The sequence below is a fragment of the Archangium sp. genome, assembly GCF_036277355.1.
Classification (GTDB): domain Bacteria; phylum Myxococcota; class Myxococcia; order Myxococcales; family Myxococcaceae; genus Archangium.
Genome location: NZ_DASUNC010000105.1, coordinates 49,942 through 64,941, shown reverse-complemented (window position 1 = coordinate 64,941; position 15,000 = coordinate 49,942). Strand labels below are relative to the sequence as shown.

General features: G+C 68.4%; 16 protein-coding genes. All 16 read right to left on the bottom strand.

The window, feature by feature from the left end:
- The 16 genes from VFZ09_RS27600 to VFZ09_RS27525 all read right to left on the bottom strand — a co-directional run bounded on the left by VFZ09_RS27600 (position 1) and on the right by VFZ09_RS27525 (position 14,845).
- Entirely contained in the window at positions 1-807 is an 807-nt protein-coding gene (locus VFZ09_RS27600) for a hypothetical protein (RefSeq protein WP_329730668.1), read from the bottom strand.
- Positions 804-3,566, bottom strand: a complete 2,763-nt coding sequence (locus tag VFZ09_RS27595) for a hypothetical protein (protein WP_329730667.1) — start codon at positions 3,564-3,566, stop codon at positions 804-806. Before VFZ09_RS27595 ends, VFZ09_RS27600 begins: the two co-directional genes overlap by 4 nt.
- 194 nt (positions 3,567-3,760) lie before the next feature.
- Entirely contained in the window at positions 3,761-4,183 is a 423-nt protein-coding gene (locus VFZ09_RS27590) for a hypothetical protein (RefSeq protein ID WP_329730666.1), read from the bottom strand.
- A gap of 34 nt (positions 4,184-4,217) precedes the next feature.
- Positions 4,218-4,646 carry a phage tail tube protein gene (locus VFZ09_RS27585; RefSeq protein WP_329730665.1) on the bottom strand — a complete coding sequence of 143 codons (429 nt, stop codon included), beginning with the start codon at positions 4,644-4,646 and terminating at the stop codon, positions 4,218-4,220.
- Between the two features lie 8 nt (positions 4,647-4,654).
- A complete protein-coding gene (locus VFZ09_RS27580; RefSeq protein WP_329730664.1) occupies positions 4,655-5,068 on the bottom strand; it encodes a hypothetical protein in 414 nt (137 codons plus the stop codon).
- A gap of 40 nt (positions 5,069-5,108) precedes the next feature.
- A complete protein-coding gene (locus VFZ09_RS27575; protein ID WP_329730663.1) occupies positions 5,109-5,456 on the bottom strand; it encodes a hypothetical protein in 348 nt (115 codons plus the stop codon).
- Positions 5,457-5,465: 9 nt separating this feature from the next.
- The gene (locus VFZ09_RS27570; RefSeq protein ID WP_329730662.1) at positions 5,466-7,046 is read right to left on the bottom strand and encodes a hypothetical protein; all 1,581 of its coding nucleotides are present in this window, start codon (positions 7,044-7,046) and stop codon (positions 5,466-5,468) included.
- Positions 7,043-7,390 carry a hypothetical protein gene (locus VFZ09_RS27565; RefSeq protein WP_329730661.1) on the bottom strand — a complete coding sequence of 116 codons (348 nt, stop codon included), beginning with the start codon at positions 7,388-7,390 and terminating at the stop codon, positions 7,043-7,045. The genes VFZ09_RS27570 and VFZ09_RS27565 overlap by 4 nt, the downstream gene beginning before the upstream one ends.
- Complete coding sequence (locus VFZ09_RS27560; RefSeq protein ID WP_329730660.1) at positions 7,387-8,067, bottom strand: hypothetical protein; 681 nt, start codon at positions 8,065-8,067, stop codon at positions 7,387-7,389. The genes VFZ09_RS27565 and VFZ09_RS27560 overlap by 4 nt, the downstream gene beginning before the upstream one ends.
- A 71-nt stretch (positions 8,068-8,138) precedes the next feature.
- Entirely contained in the window at positions 8,139-8,579 is a 441-nt protein-coding gene (locus tag VFZ09_RS27555; protein ID WP_329730659.1) for a hypothetical protein, read from the bottom strand.
- Positions 8,580-8,651: 72 nt separating this feature from the next.
- Positions 8,652-9,764: a phage major capsid protein gene (locus tag VFZ09_RS27550; protein WP_329730658.1), complete on the bottom strand. Its 1,113-nt coding sequence runs from the start codon at positions 9,762-9,764 to the stop codon at positions 8,652-8,654.
- 61 nt (positions 9,765-9,825) lie between these two features.
- On the bottom strand, positions 9,826-10,632 hold the full coding sequence (locus tag VFZ09_RS27545; RefSeq protein ID WP_329730657.1) for an HK97 family phage prohead protease: 807 nt from the start codon (positions 10,630-10,632) through the stop codon (positions 9,826-9,828).
- A 21-nt stretch (positions 10,633-10,653) separates the two neighbouring features.
- A complete protein-coding gene (locus VFZ09_RS27540) occupies positions 10,654-12,030 on the bottom strand; it encodes a phage portal protein (protein ID WP_329730656.1) in 1,377 nt (458 codons plus the stop codon).
- Between the two features lie 23 nt (positions 12,031-12,053).
- Positions 12,054-13,628, bottom strand: coding sequence for a terminase large subunit domain-containing protein (locus VFZ09_RS27535; RefSeq protein WP_329730655.1), 1,575 nt, complete (start codon positions 13,626-13,628; stop codon positions 12,054-12,056).
- On the bottom strand, positions 13,628-14,272 hold the full coding sequence (locus tag VFZ09_RS27530) for a hypothetical protein (RefSeq protein WP_329730654.1): 645 nt from the start codon (positions 14,270-14,272) through the stop codon (positions 13,628-13,630). The genes VFZ09_RS27535 and VFZ09_RS27530 overlap by 1 nt, the downstream gene beginning before the upstream one ends.
- A gap of 33 nt (positions 14,273-14,305) precedes the next feature.
- Entirely contained in the window at positions 14,306-14,845 is a 540-nt protein-coding gene (locus tag VFZ09_RS27525) for a hypothetical protein (protein ID WP_329730653.1), read from the bottom strand.
- Positions 14,846-15,000 lie beyond the last annotated feature (155 nt).

The window sequence follows — 15,000 nt, the reverse complement described above, 5'->3', positions numbered from 1 at the left end:
TCAGGTGCCGTAGAGCGTGAACTCCACCCGCTCAGCCACGCTGGTGCGCAGCGGCAGCGCCTGCGAGGGGCCTACCTCGCCGAGGCACAGCACGCCGCCAGCTGGCAGGCGAGGATCCTCCACCAGCACGTACGGGAGAGCGGGCCACGGCCGTGTCTCGTGAAATGCAAACAATGCTGGCATCCACGCGTCTGGTGCTGCGAATGGAAGTATAACGACGTCGTCGACGTCGAAGACAGTCTGGCCTGGCGGGACGGTAAAGCCAAACGCCTGATCGTCTTCGTTGAATATCAATCCCGGCGGTAGTGGATCGGATGGGAAATTGATACCGTTATACCACCTGCCGGATGATGAATTCCAAGCAACGTGGTTCCAGGCAGACGCGCCGGGGGACACAAATCGACTGTAGAACATAACCGTAAAGCCACCATCCATCTGCGCCGCCCATGACACTGAGCCGCCTGCGGAAATGCGGAGATTGGCAATGCCTCTCCAGGGGAATACGGTAGAACGACTTACGCCGCTATGTGACACGGGGAACACGCAACGGGATGTGTACAGGAACGCTTCGGGTGTGGTGTCGTCGTCAAATGACAACACATCTCCATCACCCAGCACCAGCGCGCGCAGCAAATGTGCCTCAGGCACCATCAGTAGCCCCGAGGTGTAGCGCAGGTCTGCTTTGCGCACCCTGGCCGTGGAGCGCGGGGCGCCGTTGAGGGTGCGCGCCATCTCTCCCAGCGTCACCGGTTGCCACTCGGAGGCCGTTGCCTGCACCGCTACCCCGTTGATCTTCAAGAGGCTCATGGCGTCGTCAACCCCACATCCTGCCCGTACGGCTTGCGGCCGCGCCCGCCCCGGCTGCCGGCGCTGCGGTAGGCGACGTTGCCCAGGCGCGTCTCCAAGGAGGCCATGGCCGCGTTCTCGTCCTGCACGTACACGTTGATGGTGTCCACCACGGGGCCGGACGGCGCCGGGGCAGGCCCCGCGGGCGAGCTCGGCGCCGCGCCACCGCCCGCCCCGGCCGGGATTGAAGGCGTGGAGGTGGGGAGCGGCAGGGGGGAGGGGCGGGCATTCTGCGCCTCGAAGCTGCGCAGGGCATACTTCCAGCTGGAGGGGACGTTGGTGAGGCTCGCCGTCATCTTGTCCACCGCCGCAGTGGCCTGCAGCACCGCGGCGGCCTGCTCGGCCTGAGCCAGGGCCGTCTCGTAGGTGGCGTGGTGCAGTTGGTTGATGGCGCTCCTCAGGCCCGAGGTGTCGGACTTCGCCCCCTCCAGCCCCTCCGCCCACTCCAGGAGGAAGCCCAGGGGCTTGCCGCCGAAGAGGGTGATGTCGCCGAGGCTGCGCAACACCCCCTGTACCGCCCCCACAATCCCATTCCACGCTTCGCGGATGCCCAGGACGATCGTCATCACCGTGAGTCCGGCCGTCTTGAACACTTCGAAGAGCGTCTTCAGCGCCACCTCCACCAGGTACTTCACCGGCTGCATGACGGCGGAGAGGACCTGGCCGAGCACCTGGAAGAGCGGGGCCAACATGGTGCCCAGCAGCTGGAAGAGCGGGGCCAGCGGCTCGAGCACCTCGCCCACGGCGGTGAGCGCGGGGGACAGTCCGGACACCACCGACATGGCGAGGGTGGAGAGCCCGCCGATCAGCGGTTGCAGGGGCACCACCAACTGGCCCAGCGTGTCGGCCACCCGCTGAATGAGGGTGCCTACCATCTCCACCAGCGTCTTGAACTGCTCCGAGCGGGTGAGCAGATCGCCAAGGACGGCGGCCACCGCGCCGAGGGGGCCCGCGACGGTGGCTCCCTGGATGCCGGATTCGACGATCCCGGGTGCCTCGCCCATCCGCCCCAGGGCCTTGGACGCCAGCGCGTCCCGGGCCTGGGCGAGCGTCTCAGCGAGCTGCTTTGCCCGCTCGGCGATCGCCTGCTGCGCCTCCTTGGCGGCGGCAATGGCTGGCGTCAGGCTCTCCCGGAAGAGCAGCTCAAACTGAGGCGCCATCACGTTCTGGGCGAGCCATGCCTGTGCCTTCTCCATCAAGTCTTTCTGTTGGAGCGCCAGGTCAACCAGTCCGCTGGCCACGTCACGAGCAACGTCCAGTGCATCCTTCGCGAACTTCGCCGCGTCATCCGCTACCCGCTTCATCTCGTCGAGCGTCTTCGTCCCCTCGACGGTGTTGGGGTCTCCGATCTCCGGCAGGTTGATGGAGGGCAGTTCGACGCTGAATCCGAAGTCCTTCTTGAGCAGCGCCATGCCCCTGTCGTACGAGGCCTTCGCGGTGGTGAGCATGTCCACTGCTCCCGAGGCGCCATCCTTCAGGGCCTCGCCCGCCTTGTTGGCGATCTCCTGCACGCCCTCCATTGCCTCGCGCGCCTTGGCGCTGCCCGCGTCCCAGAGCTTCGTCACGCCCTGGTCCAGGTACTCCAACATCTTCTTGCCCGAGGTGTTGGCCATCGCCTCGAACATGGCGGACACCTTGTCGGCGCCCACCCACTTCGCCACCGGCGCGGCCATCTTCGCGATCCATCGCACCTGTGCTGCGATGAATTCGAAGGCCGCCTCCACGCCACGACGCAGGAAGCCCGTCAGAGACGAGAACATCTCCCCGACAAAGCTGGAGATAGTCTTCCCCAGCGCCACGGCCTCCTGGGTGATGCCCTCAAACCAGGCCTTGATCCCCTCTCCGGACTGCTCCCAGGTGTCGCGGAGCACGGCCGCCAGCACCACCAGCGAGCCCACCGCCAGGGCGATGGCGCCCACGGTGGCCAGGACCGGAGAGGCCGCGAGCGCCAGGGCCTTGAACTTCGCCGCGCCCACGGCGAGTGCCGCGGGGATGGCGACGATGGCGCCCTTGATGGCGGACACCACCTTGTCGAAGCCGGAGCTCACCCGCCCGACGTCGAGCATCTTGAACGTCTTGCTCGCGTCGGACTTGCCGAGCTCGCCCAGTTTCTTGGTGAGGTCTCCCACCTTATTGATCGTCATGACGACGGACGCCGCCATGGACGAGAAGCCCTTGCTCACCGCGGTGGCGGCAGGCCCGGCCACCCGCGCGAGCACCACCGTCCCCTCGGCAAAGCTCTTCGTGAAGACGAGCGAGCGCTCGAGCACCTTGGCCAAGCCCCCCACAACAGTCGCAATCTTCACGAACGCGACGATTGCATCCTTCTGTTCGGAGGTGAGGTTGCGCCAGGTGGCCACGGCCGTCTTCACCCATACCGTCATTTCCTGGACGAGAGGGATGAAGACGGAACCCACCTCCTTGCCCAGCGTCTGGAGCGAGCCCGTGAGATCATCCAGTGCCTTCTTGGCGGGCTCGGAGGTCTTGCTCGCTACGGCGAAGGCGCCGGCAGCAACGGCAGCCACCGACAGCAGGCCGTCCGAGAAGTCACCCAGGGCAGCTGCGGCCTTGGACATGTGCTCCTCGATGGTGTCCGCCGTCTCCTCGATCTTCTCCATGATGGCGTTGAGGTTCTTCACCGCCTCGCCGATGGCGGCGGTGACGGAGACGTAGAGGTCTCCGACCTTCAACCCACCTGGACCGTTTCCCGCGCCGGCCATGGCTCAACTACCTCTCCGGGCCTATTCGGCCTCGTAGATGACGGTGGAGTGACTGGTCATCGGACGTCCGTCCCGATGGGGCGCGGGCGGCTCACGTCCGGACGTCACGCTTTCTGCCTCCATGATCGCGTCTGCGGCCAAGGAGAGGATGTCCTCGAAGGGCTGTTCGCGCGCCGTGGCGAGCGTCCACCCCATCAGTCTGGCGACCCGGACTTCGAGGGCTCGGTCTGGGTCGCCTCGGAGTTTCCCTTGATGTGCTCCAGCGCGACGCCCGAGTGGGCCATGGCGCCGTTGATGTCGTCCTGCAGGTCCATCAGCCAGTCGGACTCGATGATCGTCTCCAGGTCCTCGGGGTTGCGTCGGTTGAACCGGGGGCGCACGGCGTCGGGGAGATAGATGACGCACGCGGCCATCCGCGCCATCACCCGCATGCCGCCATCCAGACCGATCGGCTTGTTGTCCTTGTCCGCGTCCCCGGCCTTCTGGGCCTCGGCCATGACCATGGCCGCGAGCGACGGCGAGATGCGCCGGAGGGCGAGCGTAACGGGCGTGCCGCCGATGTTGATGGTGACCGTCTTGTAGAGGCGGGGGGGGGAATTGAATGCATCGGTGGGCATATGGTCTCTGCGTGAGGATGGAGGGTGAGAGGGATTAGAATGCCACGGGCGGGCCGCTGAACTTCAGCCCGTAATCGAACGCCTGCGAGGTGCCGGCCTCGAAGTCGTTCGGGTCCGACTCGATCGAGACCTTGTAGCGCTTGCCCTTGCTGCCGGCGGACGCAGTCGGATTGGTCACGACGGAGATGTAGAAGTGCGTCTGGTTTTCCGAGGCGGCCGCCATCACCTCCTGGGTCGGGCTGCCCTGGCGCCGCTTGCCGGAGATGTTTCCGCTGAGCTCCGTCCAGACGATCGTGTTCTCGTCGTAGCCGTCCGAGTTGAGGAACTTGTCGGTTTCGTGGACGTTGTTGCGGGTCACCGAGAACTTCGATCCGGCCTCCAACTTATTGGCGTCGGAGAGCACCTCCTCGGCAGTCTCGTGAATGTGGATGGGTACCTTGTGGGCGATGATCGGCGTGGACATGGATAGCCTCACTTCTTGGGAAAGAGCTTCGCGAGAGACTTCATGAGCTGGCTGGACACGCCCTTGATGAGCAGGGGGCGCACCCCCTTCTTGAAGGCACGGCGCAACCACTCGGGGGGAATCAACAGGTGGCCCCAGTGCCAGCCCGCGTGAATGGACCCGGCCTCCGGATGGTCATACCCGGTGGTGACGGTGGTGCTCAGGGGCGCGCCCAGATTGTGGTGGGGGACACTGACGAATGACGTGTCGGCGAGGTTCAGCGGATCGTCCGGCGCTCCGCCGCGCGGGACCAGGAACTGCGCCTGGTCCATGCCACGCTGGGCCGCGTCCAGCACCGGCCTGTCCAGGTCGCTCAACACCCGCTCCGGTTGCGAGCGCAGACGCTTGAGCGCGAGGACGTTGACCTCGACGGACTTCCTCACCCTGTACAAGCCGCGTCCCATGCCCCGGAGAAGGGGCGGCTCACGGCAGGGTGGGGAGCGGTTCCGAGGAGCCCGGCGGGTAGATGCGCCAGCCGAGCTCGCGCTCGGTGGCCAGCCCACCCCGCGCGCGCCGCAACCAGTCGGAGTGCGACGGAGCCGTCCAGTCCGCGCCCTCGGGGTCATCCGCGGCGACGGGGTCCTCCAGGAACCAGGAGCACTCCAGGGTGTCGTGGCTGTCCGGGCATAGCTTGGTGTGCAGGGCCACCGCCAGCTGGCGCACGTGCGGCGAGTCCAACGCCAGGGCCGCATCTTCCTCGGCTGCCTTCACCTCGAGCGCCGCCACCTCCGCGCGCTTCGCCTCCAGCTCCCGCTGTGTCCGTGTCCCCATGTGCACTCCTCAGTTGGTGATTTCCCAGCCCACGACGACGTTGGCCGTGGCGGAGGCGTTGCCGTAGATGATGAAGGAGCCAGCCGCCGGGACGGCGCGCACGCGGACGAGGGTGGCGTCCTCGTTCACCTGCTGCACCCAGACGCGCACCAGCGAACTGGCCGTGCAGCAACTGTTGGTGATGGTGACGGACGAGGCCCCGGCGAGGATGGCGCTCTTCCCTGCCGGGGTGTTGAGCGTGGCGTTGCCCGGGGCGGCGCTGCTGTCGCCCGTGTTGAGCAGCGGCTTGCCGTCCCTGTCCACCGCCCACCTGCGCACCTCGGCGCCGCCCGTGCCGCTCGGCTGCGTGAACTCCACCAGCACGCCGCCAGCGGCCATGACGGCCGAGGTGGTGAACCGGTGCGCGACGGTGGAGGGCGTGGATGAATAGGACAGCAGGCCCGTGGTGGAGCGGCGCAGAACGCCGCCCTGCAGCACAACCTCCGTCCCCACGATAAGCGAGCCAACGGTGGCAGAGGAGCCACCCGCCGGGCCGAAGAGGAAGCGGGAACCGTTCCAGAGGAGGACGTCCGCATTCGCGGTGTCGGCCCCGAGCTTCAGCCAACTGCCCGCGGGGATGCGGAAGGCCACCGCGCCCGAGGCGACGTCCACCACCTCGAGCACCCCGGAGTGCTTCTTGTTGGAGAGCGTCTGGGCGTCCGTGGTGCCCACCAGGCTGCCGACCACCCCGTGAGCCGCCGTCACCGAGGTGTGGCTGGTGAGTGCGCTCGCGTTCGCCTTCAGCGCCAGGGCGTCATTCACCGCCGAGGCGTCGGCCTTCGCCGCCAGCTGCGCCGCCGTGGCCCGTCCTGACACGTCCGCCTGAATCTCCTCGAGGGCCCCCTGGACTGTGCTCGCCGCGAGCTCGCCGGCCGGGATGACGAGCACCTCGGCGGCGGTGGGTATGGGGGGCAGCTCGCCCAGGGCCAGCCAGGTGGTGCCGGTGGACACGCGCAGCAGGCCCGCGTCCGTGTCGAAGACGAGGGCCCCGCGGTGCTCACCAGGGGCGGGGAGGCTCGCGAAGGGAAGGGCGCCCAGGCGTAGCAGCCCGGCCACCGAGGCCTCGCCGGTGACGGACAGCCCGCCCACGCGCAGGGTGGCGTCGCGGGAGAGCGGCACCACCACGCCCGGCGCGGTAGCCGAGAGGTACTCCAGCCCCACGGTGAAGGACCAGCGCGGACGGTGCTCTTCGTCATCGCCGAGGTACGTGGGTCCGCCGTCCTCCGGGTCCACCAGCACGTACTCGCTGGGGTGTAAGTCGTACAGGGCGCTCCATGCGGCGCGGGCGCGGGCGCCGTCCGTCACGTAACTGCCCGGCTCCCGTGTGCCCCGCACCATCACCGTCACGGACTCGCGGTGGTAGGCCAGCCCCGTGTTGGCCAGGTACTTCTCCGGCTTCTCCGCACCCGAGTGTCGACAGGCAATGAACGCGTCCGGCGCCGTCGCGGGGTACGGGCCCGGGTAGAGGGTGGGCGGGTTGGCGCTGGTGCTGCCCAGCCCCGCCGCTTCGAGCAGTAGGGCGACGTCGAGCTCCACGTCTCGCAGGCTCATAGCGCGGCCTCGGTGTGGTCGAAGTCTCCCGTCTCCAGCGCCTTGCGCTCCCAGGCGCGCAGGGCCCGCTTGCTGGCGCCCACGTCCTCGGGGTCCTCCCCGGGCAGCCACAGCAAGTCCTTGGAGGTAAAGCGGGCGGTGGTGAAGAGCGTCCCCTCGCTCACCACCTGGCGCCCGTCCGCCGCCTTCACCAGTCGCGCACCGGGCTGCCATCGGCAGGGGTGGGGCTCAGCGGGGCCGTAGCGCTCCACCATGCGCAGCCGCGGGTCCGGGTTGGTGGAGTCCGGGCCCAGGTTGCGCTTGATATGAAACGTCTCCCTCATGTCGCCGGCCCAGAGGCTCATGTGCTCCCCCGCCCCGGCTTGCGGTGGTGGGCTGCGAGTTGCGCTGCGATGAGAGGAATGGCCACCTTGCCGCCACGCATCGAGTCCGCGCCCCAGGAGATAGAGGCGTCGCCGAGGCTCTTCGTCGTGACGTCTGGGTCCTGCCCAAGCCGGCGGTACCACGCAGTGAGCACCAGCAGCGCGGCCTCCTCCAACTCCGGCGGAAGCTCGCTCGTGAGGGTGCTGGAGGGCTCCGCCTCCAGCGCCAGGGCCACCTGTCCGGGTGTCCTCCACCCCGAGTCGAAGGACACCACGATGTCCCCGCTGTCGTGCGCCTGGAGGGGAATGGGGACGATGCCGGCGGTGCTGCTGCCGGTGAAGGGCCAGCGCCCGCGGCGGCGCACCAGGCGCCCGGCCCGGGGGCAGTCGATCGCCACCTCGCCCTCGGCGAGCTCGGCGCCGTGCACCTTCACCGAATGCAGCTGCCGCACCTGCCCCGCGCGCAACCACACGTACACGCCGCCCTGGCCCACCACCGTCTCGTCCACCTCCTCGCGCAGGTGGGCCTCGTAGCCCAGGAAGTTGGCCAGTGCCCGGCTCGCTGCGGTGATGAGGGCGGGCAGTTCGGCGTCCGAGGTGGACACCCTTATCCGGGTGGCGGCGCGGGCCAGCGTGGTGAAGTCGTAGGGCGTCGGCACGGGCACCTCCAAACGAAACCGGGGAGACACCCAGAAGAAGGGGCGCTCCCCGGCGGAGGGTTGCGGCAGTGTTAGACGGGCAGGTTGCTCGAGCCCGCCAGGGTGAGGTTGGCGGCCACGGCCTGCTCGGGCGCGGTACCTCCGGTGAAGGCCACCACCACCTTGGTGCGCACGTACCCGTGGCCGGACGGCAACTCCACGAGGTTGATGTCCACCTCGCCGCTCTTCTCGTCGGCGGTGAGCGTCACCGTGGTGCCGGCGACGTCCGCCCAGGTGCCATCCGCCGCGCTGGCGGTGGAGGACTGGAGCGACACCGTGGTGCTCTGCGTGGTGGGCCCGCCCGTGGCGCTGCCCGTGCTCGCGGTGAGCACGGCCGACTTGAAGCCCACCACGCTGAAGGCGTCGCCGTAATCGGTGGAGGCGGAGAGGGTGGACGGCGGGTAGCCCTGCACGGCCCCCGAGGGGCCCGCGGTGCGCAGGTACGCACCAATATTCGTGGACGTGGGGTGCATGATTCGTTCTCCAGGGGTGAGACGAGAGAGGGGGATCGGACCGGGCCCGCGCAGCACCCAGCCCAGCAGGCATCAGGACAGCGCGACGTTGTCCGAGTAGGCGAACGCCGTATTGTGGCGCAGCTTCCAGTCCGGCTTGGAGATGGCCTTGACCATCGTCAGGTCCTCGGCGAAGTGCGGCTGGCTCATGTCGAGGATGATGTCACCCGTCGAGTTGTCGAGGCCGAAGTAGAGCTGGGAGGCGAGCCCGAAGAAGAAGTAGTTGTCCCCCAGGCTCTCGGTGATGTGGACGGGCTTGCCGTTGAGCTTCCCGGACTCGAGCTGATCCCGGTAAATGAACCCGCCGTTCTCGAAGCGCAGCGCCTTCAGCGCCGACTCCACCGCGCTGGAGAAGGTCCAGAACGGCGAGTTGCCCTCCAACTCCAGGTTGCTGGCCTTCACCTTCTGCTCCATCGTGTCGATGAAGCGGATGACGTTGTTGAGGTTGGCCTGGGTGATGGCCACGCCGGGCACCTTGTTGGAGTCCTTCACCTGCAGGACGATGCCCCGCGGGTTGGCGCCGGTACCGTCACCGATGAACCCCGCCTTGTCGGCCGCCAGTGCCATCGCCGCCAGGAGATCATCAGAGAGCATCCCCGCGGAGTCGATGCTGGGGTTGCGCAGCATGTCGTTGGAGGGCTCGTAGATGGCCATGAGCTTGTGGCCCTCCAGGATGACGGCGCCCGTGTCGATCTTGTTGATGGTGGGAGCCTTGCCCTCCGCGACGAACTCCGCCGTCGCTCCGCCGTTGAGCCGGCCGATGTTGAGCTTGCCGGTGAAGACCTCCTTCCGGGCACCGGCGCGCAGCAGCACCGTCTTCGGACGGAGGAGCTCGATGATCTCCGAGCTGTACTCCTGCGCGAGCAGGGAGCCGCCCTGGGAGAACAGGGACTCGTAGGCGCTCGCGCTCTTCTTCACCCAGTCGCGCAGCGACGCCGAGGACTTGGATGCGTGCATGGGGTGATTGGCCCAGAGCGACTTGATGCGCAGGCCCATCGCCACGCGCAGCTCGTCGCGGCTCGGACCCTTGGCGCCCTTGCCCGCAGTGTCGGCCGGGGCGGCGGAGGTGCGGCGCGCCAACTCCGCCGCCATCGCCTTGGCGGTCTCGGCGGCAATGGCGCGCTGAATGACCTTGGGAAACTTCATGGTATGTGTCTCCGGTGGAGGGGCGCCCTTCGCGCCTCGGTTGGTGGGAAGAACGGGCGGCTCACTTCGCCTTCGGCTTGACGAGTGCGTCGAGGAAGGACTTCAGCTCCTCCTCCTCCTCGGACGTCATCTCCTCGCCGTCACCCGCGCTGGCGGCCTCCTCCGGCGTTTCGGCGTCGGTGCTGGCCTCCTCCTCGCCGGGCGTCTGCTCCGCGGTCTCCTCGCCCAGGAGCTTCGTCAGGGCCGCCTCGATTCGGGCAATCGCCTCCATGCAGGGCTTCATCGCCTCGTCCACGGCGGCGCGTATGGCATCGAGATCCGCCTGCTCGAGCGCCTTGGACTGATCGCCCTCGGCAGGGGGTGGGGTCTCGGTCTTCTGCTTCTGCTGCTGGGCCTGGTTCTTCACGCGGAGTGCCTCCGGGTTGGCGGGGATGTTAGTGATTGAGACCTCCAGCAACTCCACCTCCTCGTAGTCGAGGCCCCCTTCCTCGTTGTACGCGTACTTGAGGAAGCGGAAGCGGATGCTGCAGGTGCGAAGCGTTCCGGCCGCCACCTTCGCGGCCACGTCCTTGGAGAGTTCGCCGATGCCATCGAAGGCGGGCTCCATGAACCACTCGCCGCTCTCCTGAAACACGCGACAGGTGCCGATGGCGGGCTCCCAGTCGTTGTGGTTCCAGAGCAGGACGGGGTTCTGGTCGAAGTTCTCCGTCTTCAGCGCGCCCGTCTTCACCCGGTCGCGGTGCCGATCCAACACCTCGGAGGTGATACGGAAGACGGGCTTCGCGTCGGCAGCGCCCTCGGCTTTCTGCACGAGCTGGCCGAGGGCCTTGATGACGCCATCAGCGGGCGGGGTGGGCTTGAGCTTCATGCTCGTGGAGAAGGGGCGGGACTACTTCTCCGGGCCGCGAGGGGGCGGCGGGTTCTTCGGTGTCTTGTCGTCGTCCTGCACCGGCTGGGCGCCCGGCAGCGGCATGAAGGGCACGCCCTCGAAGCGCTTGAGGGGCGGCAGGCCGCCGTGGGCGCGTGCCTCGTTGAGGAGCACGTGCGGCCCGTAGCTCGCCGTCATGGCCTGGTGCGTGCGCTCCCAGGAATGGGGACGCGGATCGTGGTACTCTAGGAGCGCGTCCGCGTCGATGAGTGGCACCAGGCGCAGCTGGTACTCGGTGCGAAGGAACTCCAGGCGAGGGAGCACGGCGTACTCCGCCAGGGTGTACTTCGCTGCCTCGGCGGTGGAGCGGTTGGAACTGGTGAGATCGCCCAGGAGCTCCGGGGGGATATTGAAGCACTGGCGGATGTAGTCCCTCAGGCCCTTCTCCGCCTCGTCCATCTGGAGGGCGCGGAAGTCCTGCTGGATTTGGGAGAGCGTCACCTTGCCTGGGACGAACCACACCCACCCGGCGCTGCTCGGTTTGTTGCTGCGCTCGGTGTACTTCTTCTCCATGTCCTCGGCGACGTCCTCACTCTCCTCGCCCTCGATGCCCACGGTGGCCGCCGGCAGGCCACCCCGGGCGAACGTCGCCTGGCGCGCCTCCTGAATGGACTCAGCGGTGTCGAGCTCGTTGCCCAGGGCGTGCCCGCGGCCGACGCCCCGGCCGTACAGGTCCTCGGGATCCAGGTGGCGCAGCCAGAGGATCTCCGACTCCTCCACCGAACTAGAGAGGCGGTTGTAGGTGACGAGAAAGCGGCTCGGCTCGCCCGCGGCGCCGGGCATGTGCGTCACGCACTGGGGCGGCAGTATCTCGAAGCCAGCCACGCGGCGCTGTCCGTCCAGGGTTCGGCGCAGCCAGAGGAAGGATTCGCCCGCCAGGTCGAGGTGAATCTGCTGCACTTTGCGCAGCTCGCGCCCGGTGAACATGGGGTGCGGCGCCTCAAGCACGTTGAGCAACTCGTGCTCCGCCAACTCCACCAGGTGCCCGCGTGCGAGGCCCCGGGCCAGCGCCTTGTGACGCTCCAGCCCGCCGAGCTTGTCCCGCTCGGAGCTCGGCATCCCCTTACAGGCGCGCGCGAGCGCCTTGCCCTCCTGGCTCACCGGCACCAGCACTCGCCAACGGGGCGTGGCCACGGCCTCGGCCACGGTGTCCACCACCGCCTGCAGCCACGCGTTGGATCGGTAGGAGGCCAGCACCGCACGCGAGCCCCGCCGGGGCGACATGGGGAACATGGGGATGCCATGCACCGCGGGGCGCCCGGCGCCCGGGCCCAGCAGGAGGCCGGTGTACGCGGCCTTGAAGCGCTCGAAGAGGGACGGCCTGTACCTGGAAGCCATGCCCGGTAAGAAGGGGCGCGCCGCTACTCCTCGTTGTCCTCGTCCTCCTGCTGCTGGCCCGCCTCGGCCACCTTCTTGAGGGCGCCCTTGTTCTCCCGCTTCGGGCACACGTACTTGAAAATGGGCCACGCGAAGGCGTCCGCGCGGTCGTCCCGCGCGTGCCCGCCCTCCTGGCCGGTGAACTTGGCCAGTTGCTTCTCGAGCTCGTGGTGCTTGCCCACCATGTGCACCAGCCCCGCCTCGGCGAGCTGGGACACAGGGGCCGCGCGCTCCGCCTTGCTCTGCCGGGCCCGCTCGCCCTTCACCTTCACGGTGGCATCCACGTTGCGGACGCAGTCCTTCACGAGGCTGCCGCCGGTGTTCGTCTCCGCGAAGATGAACGTCTTCCTCCTGGGCGCCAGGTGCTTCCACCGGTGCACCGCGTCCACTGCTACCTTCGCCCACGCAGAGGACTCCGGACTGCGCATGGACAGGTCCTCGAGCACGTAGGTGTGGACGAGCCCGTCCGCCTCCTCGCGGATGCCCTCCACCACAATGCCGTGCTGGTCGCTGTTCACCTTTTCGCCCGTCGCCGGGTCCACGCCTACGACGATCTTGTCGAAGAGCGGCCGCAGCTCGCCTTTCGCGTCCCGGCGCTCCGGAATGGCGGCGAGGCTCTTCACCCGCGAGGCGTTCCAGTTGACGCACTGGTAGATGCAGGCGCTCATCCCCCAGAAGAGCTCGCCGCCGTACTCGCGCCGGCCATCCGTAGTGTTGATGAGGCGCAGCGCGCGGCGCACCGTCGCCGGGTCCAGGTTGGCCGCGTTGTCGAGGGTGGTGGAGCGCGCGAGGTAGAGTCCCTCTTTCTCCGCCAGAATCTGCTCGAAGAGCGGGGTGGGTGCCGGGGTGGTGGTGATGACGAGCCGGGCCGGCAGGTCCAGCTGCTCCATGCGCGGGGTGCGCACGCGAGCCACCTTCCGGCACTCCTCGTACACGTCCTCCGGCTTCTTCTTCCACGCGACGATCTCGTCCAACCAGACGAAGGTGACGTTGTAGCCGCGGAACTTGTCGGGCCCGGCCTGGGCGGGGACGTAGAAGGCAAGCGCTCCGTTGGGGAACACCAGCGTGCGCTTGCTGCGCTGGTGCACCGGCTTGAACCAGGGTGGCGCCAGGGTGAGGATGCCGCTCAGGCCCTCGAGCTGGTTCTTGCGGATCTCCGAGTCGGTGGGGCCGACGATGAGGATGCGCGCGTTGGGGTCCTTCCGCGCCTCCTCGAGCACGGCAACAGAACCCGCGTACGTCTTCCCCGTGCCACGGCCCCCGAGGAAGAACCACGTGCGCCACTTCGTGGAGTCCGGCGGGGGCTGCTGGACCGGCCGGAGCCAGAAGCGCGGCTCGTAGTACCAGGCCAGCACCTCCGCCTGGTTCAACCGCAGCTGCTCGGCGATGCCGGGGTGAGAGGCCAGTCCCTCCGCCACCTTCTCCGCCTTGCGCAACTGCTCGCGGAACTTCATCGCCGCGAGGTCAGAGAGCGAGAACCGGCCGAGGTTGTCCGAGGAGAGGATGGGGATGCCGGCGAAGGGGTTGCGACTCGGGGGGCTGACAGCAGGGGTGGCCATCACGCCCCCTCGGAGCTGGCGCCATCGGCCTGCTCTCCCTGTTCGGCCTCGGCGCGCACCTTGGCGAAGAGCGCATCGCGCGTGTCCTCCAGTTCGAGGAACCGCCGGAGCTTCGTCTCAATCGCTTTCACCGCGTCCTCGGGTGTGACCAGGTCGAAGGCGGCTCCAAGCCCATTGGCCTGCTGCGTCGGAGCCGCCTCCCGCGGGACGGTGAATTCCTTGGGCTCCGTCACCGACATCAGCCAGGTGACAAAGCGCGGGTTCATGTGGCGATCGGTGACGCTGCGCTCGCCCAGGTTGATGAGGTACGCGCGCCGGTGGGCCCGGGCGTACTCCACCTCCATGTAGAGCTGGGTGTAGAGGCTGCGCTTCTTGCGAGCCGCCGCGTCCTTCCCCCGGCGCAGCCACTGCCCAACACAGTCCTCGGTGGTGCCCGCTCGCGCAGCTGCGGACCGGAGCACGCCCGTCCGGGCGATCTCCCGGGCGATGACGAGCACCATGTCCGGGGTGAGGGACGTCCGGGGGCCACGCAGCCCGGTGGGCTCGTAGCCCTCCAGCGGGTCCGGGGCGAGGGGCACATCCCCGCCCTCGCCCCCATCCGGGCCATCGAGCAGCTCCGGCGGCAGGTTCCGAGGGCGGGCCATGCCCTGAAGAAGGGGTGGCCTGCCCTCGCCGGGCTACGCTGTCGCGGTGGACTCGGCCGGCGGCGTCGCCAGGGCGCGAACACGCTCGTTCAGCGCCTTCGTCACGCTCTCGATGAGGTTGGCCACCGGTTCCTCATCGCCGCCCACCGACTTCGTGGCCTCGGCCAGGTCGCGGGTCGCCGAGGCGATCTCCGAGATGCCCATGAGGAAGGGGTCGGTCCGGCCCTCCGGACCGTTCACCACTTCCTCCACCTCGGCCTTGAACTCGGCCAGCCGGGTGTCCAGGTCGGTGGTGTCGATGCGGAGCGTCGCGCTCTGGCCCAGCAGCGCCCGGGCCTCACGGACGCTCGCGAGCCACCCCGCTTTGACGAGGGGGCGGCAGATCTCGAACTCGGGGAGCTCGGCGCCGGTGACGGCGGAGCGCCCCCCCGTCACGCCGCCGTACGCCATGTAGAGCTTGTCGGCGATGGCGAGGTCCTCGGGCGTGGCCTGGGCCAGCATCGTCTCGGCCGCCTGCAGCATCTCGAGCGGCGGCGTGTAGGGGGTGGCGGTGCTGCTGGACTGGGTCGGCATGGATGCCCTCCTGGGCTGACTGCGAGGTGACACCCACGAAAAGGGGTGCTGGCTCGTCCGTTTTCGTGCCGATCCACACCCCCTCCCGGCGCTCAGTCGGACGTGGTTCCGCGCGTTTACGGCCCAGGTAGCGGCCCTACACCCCAAAATTCAGG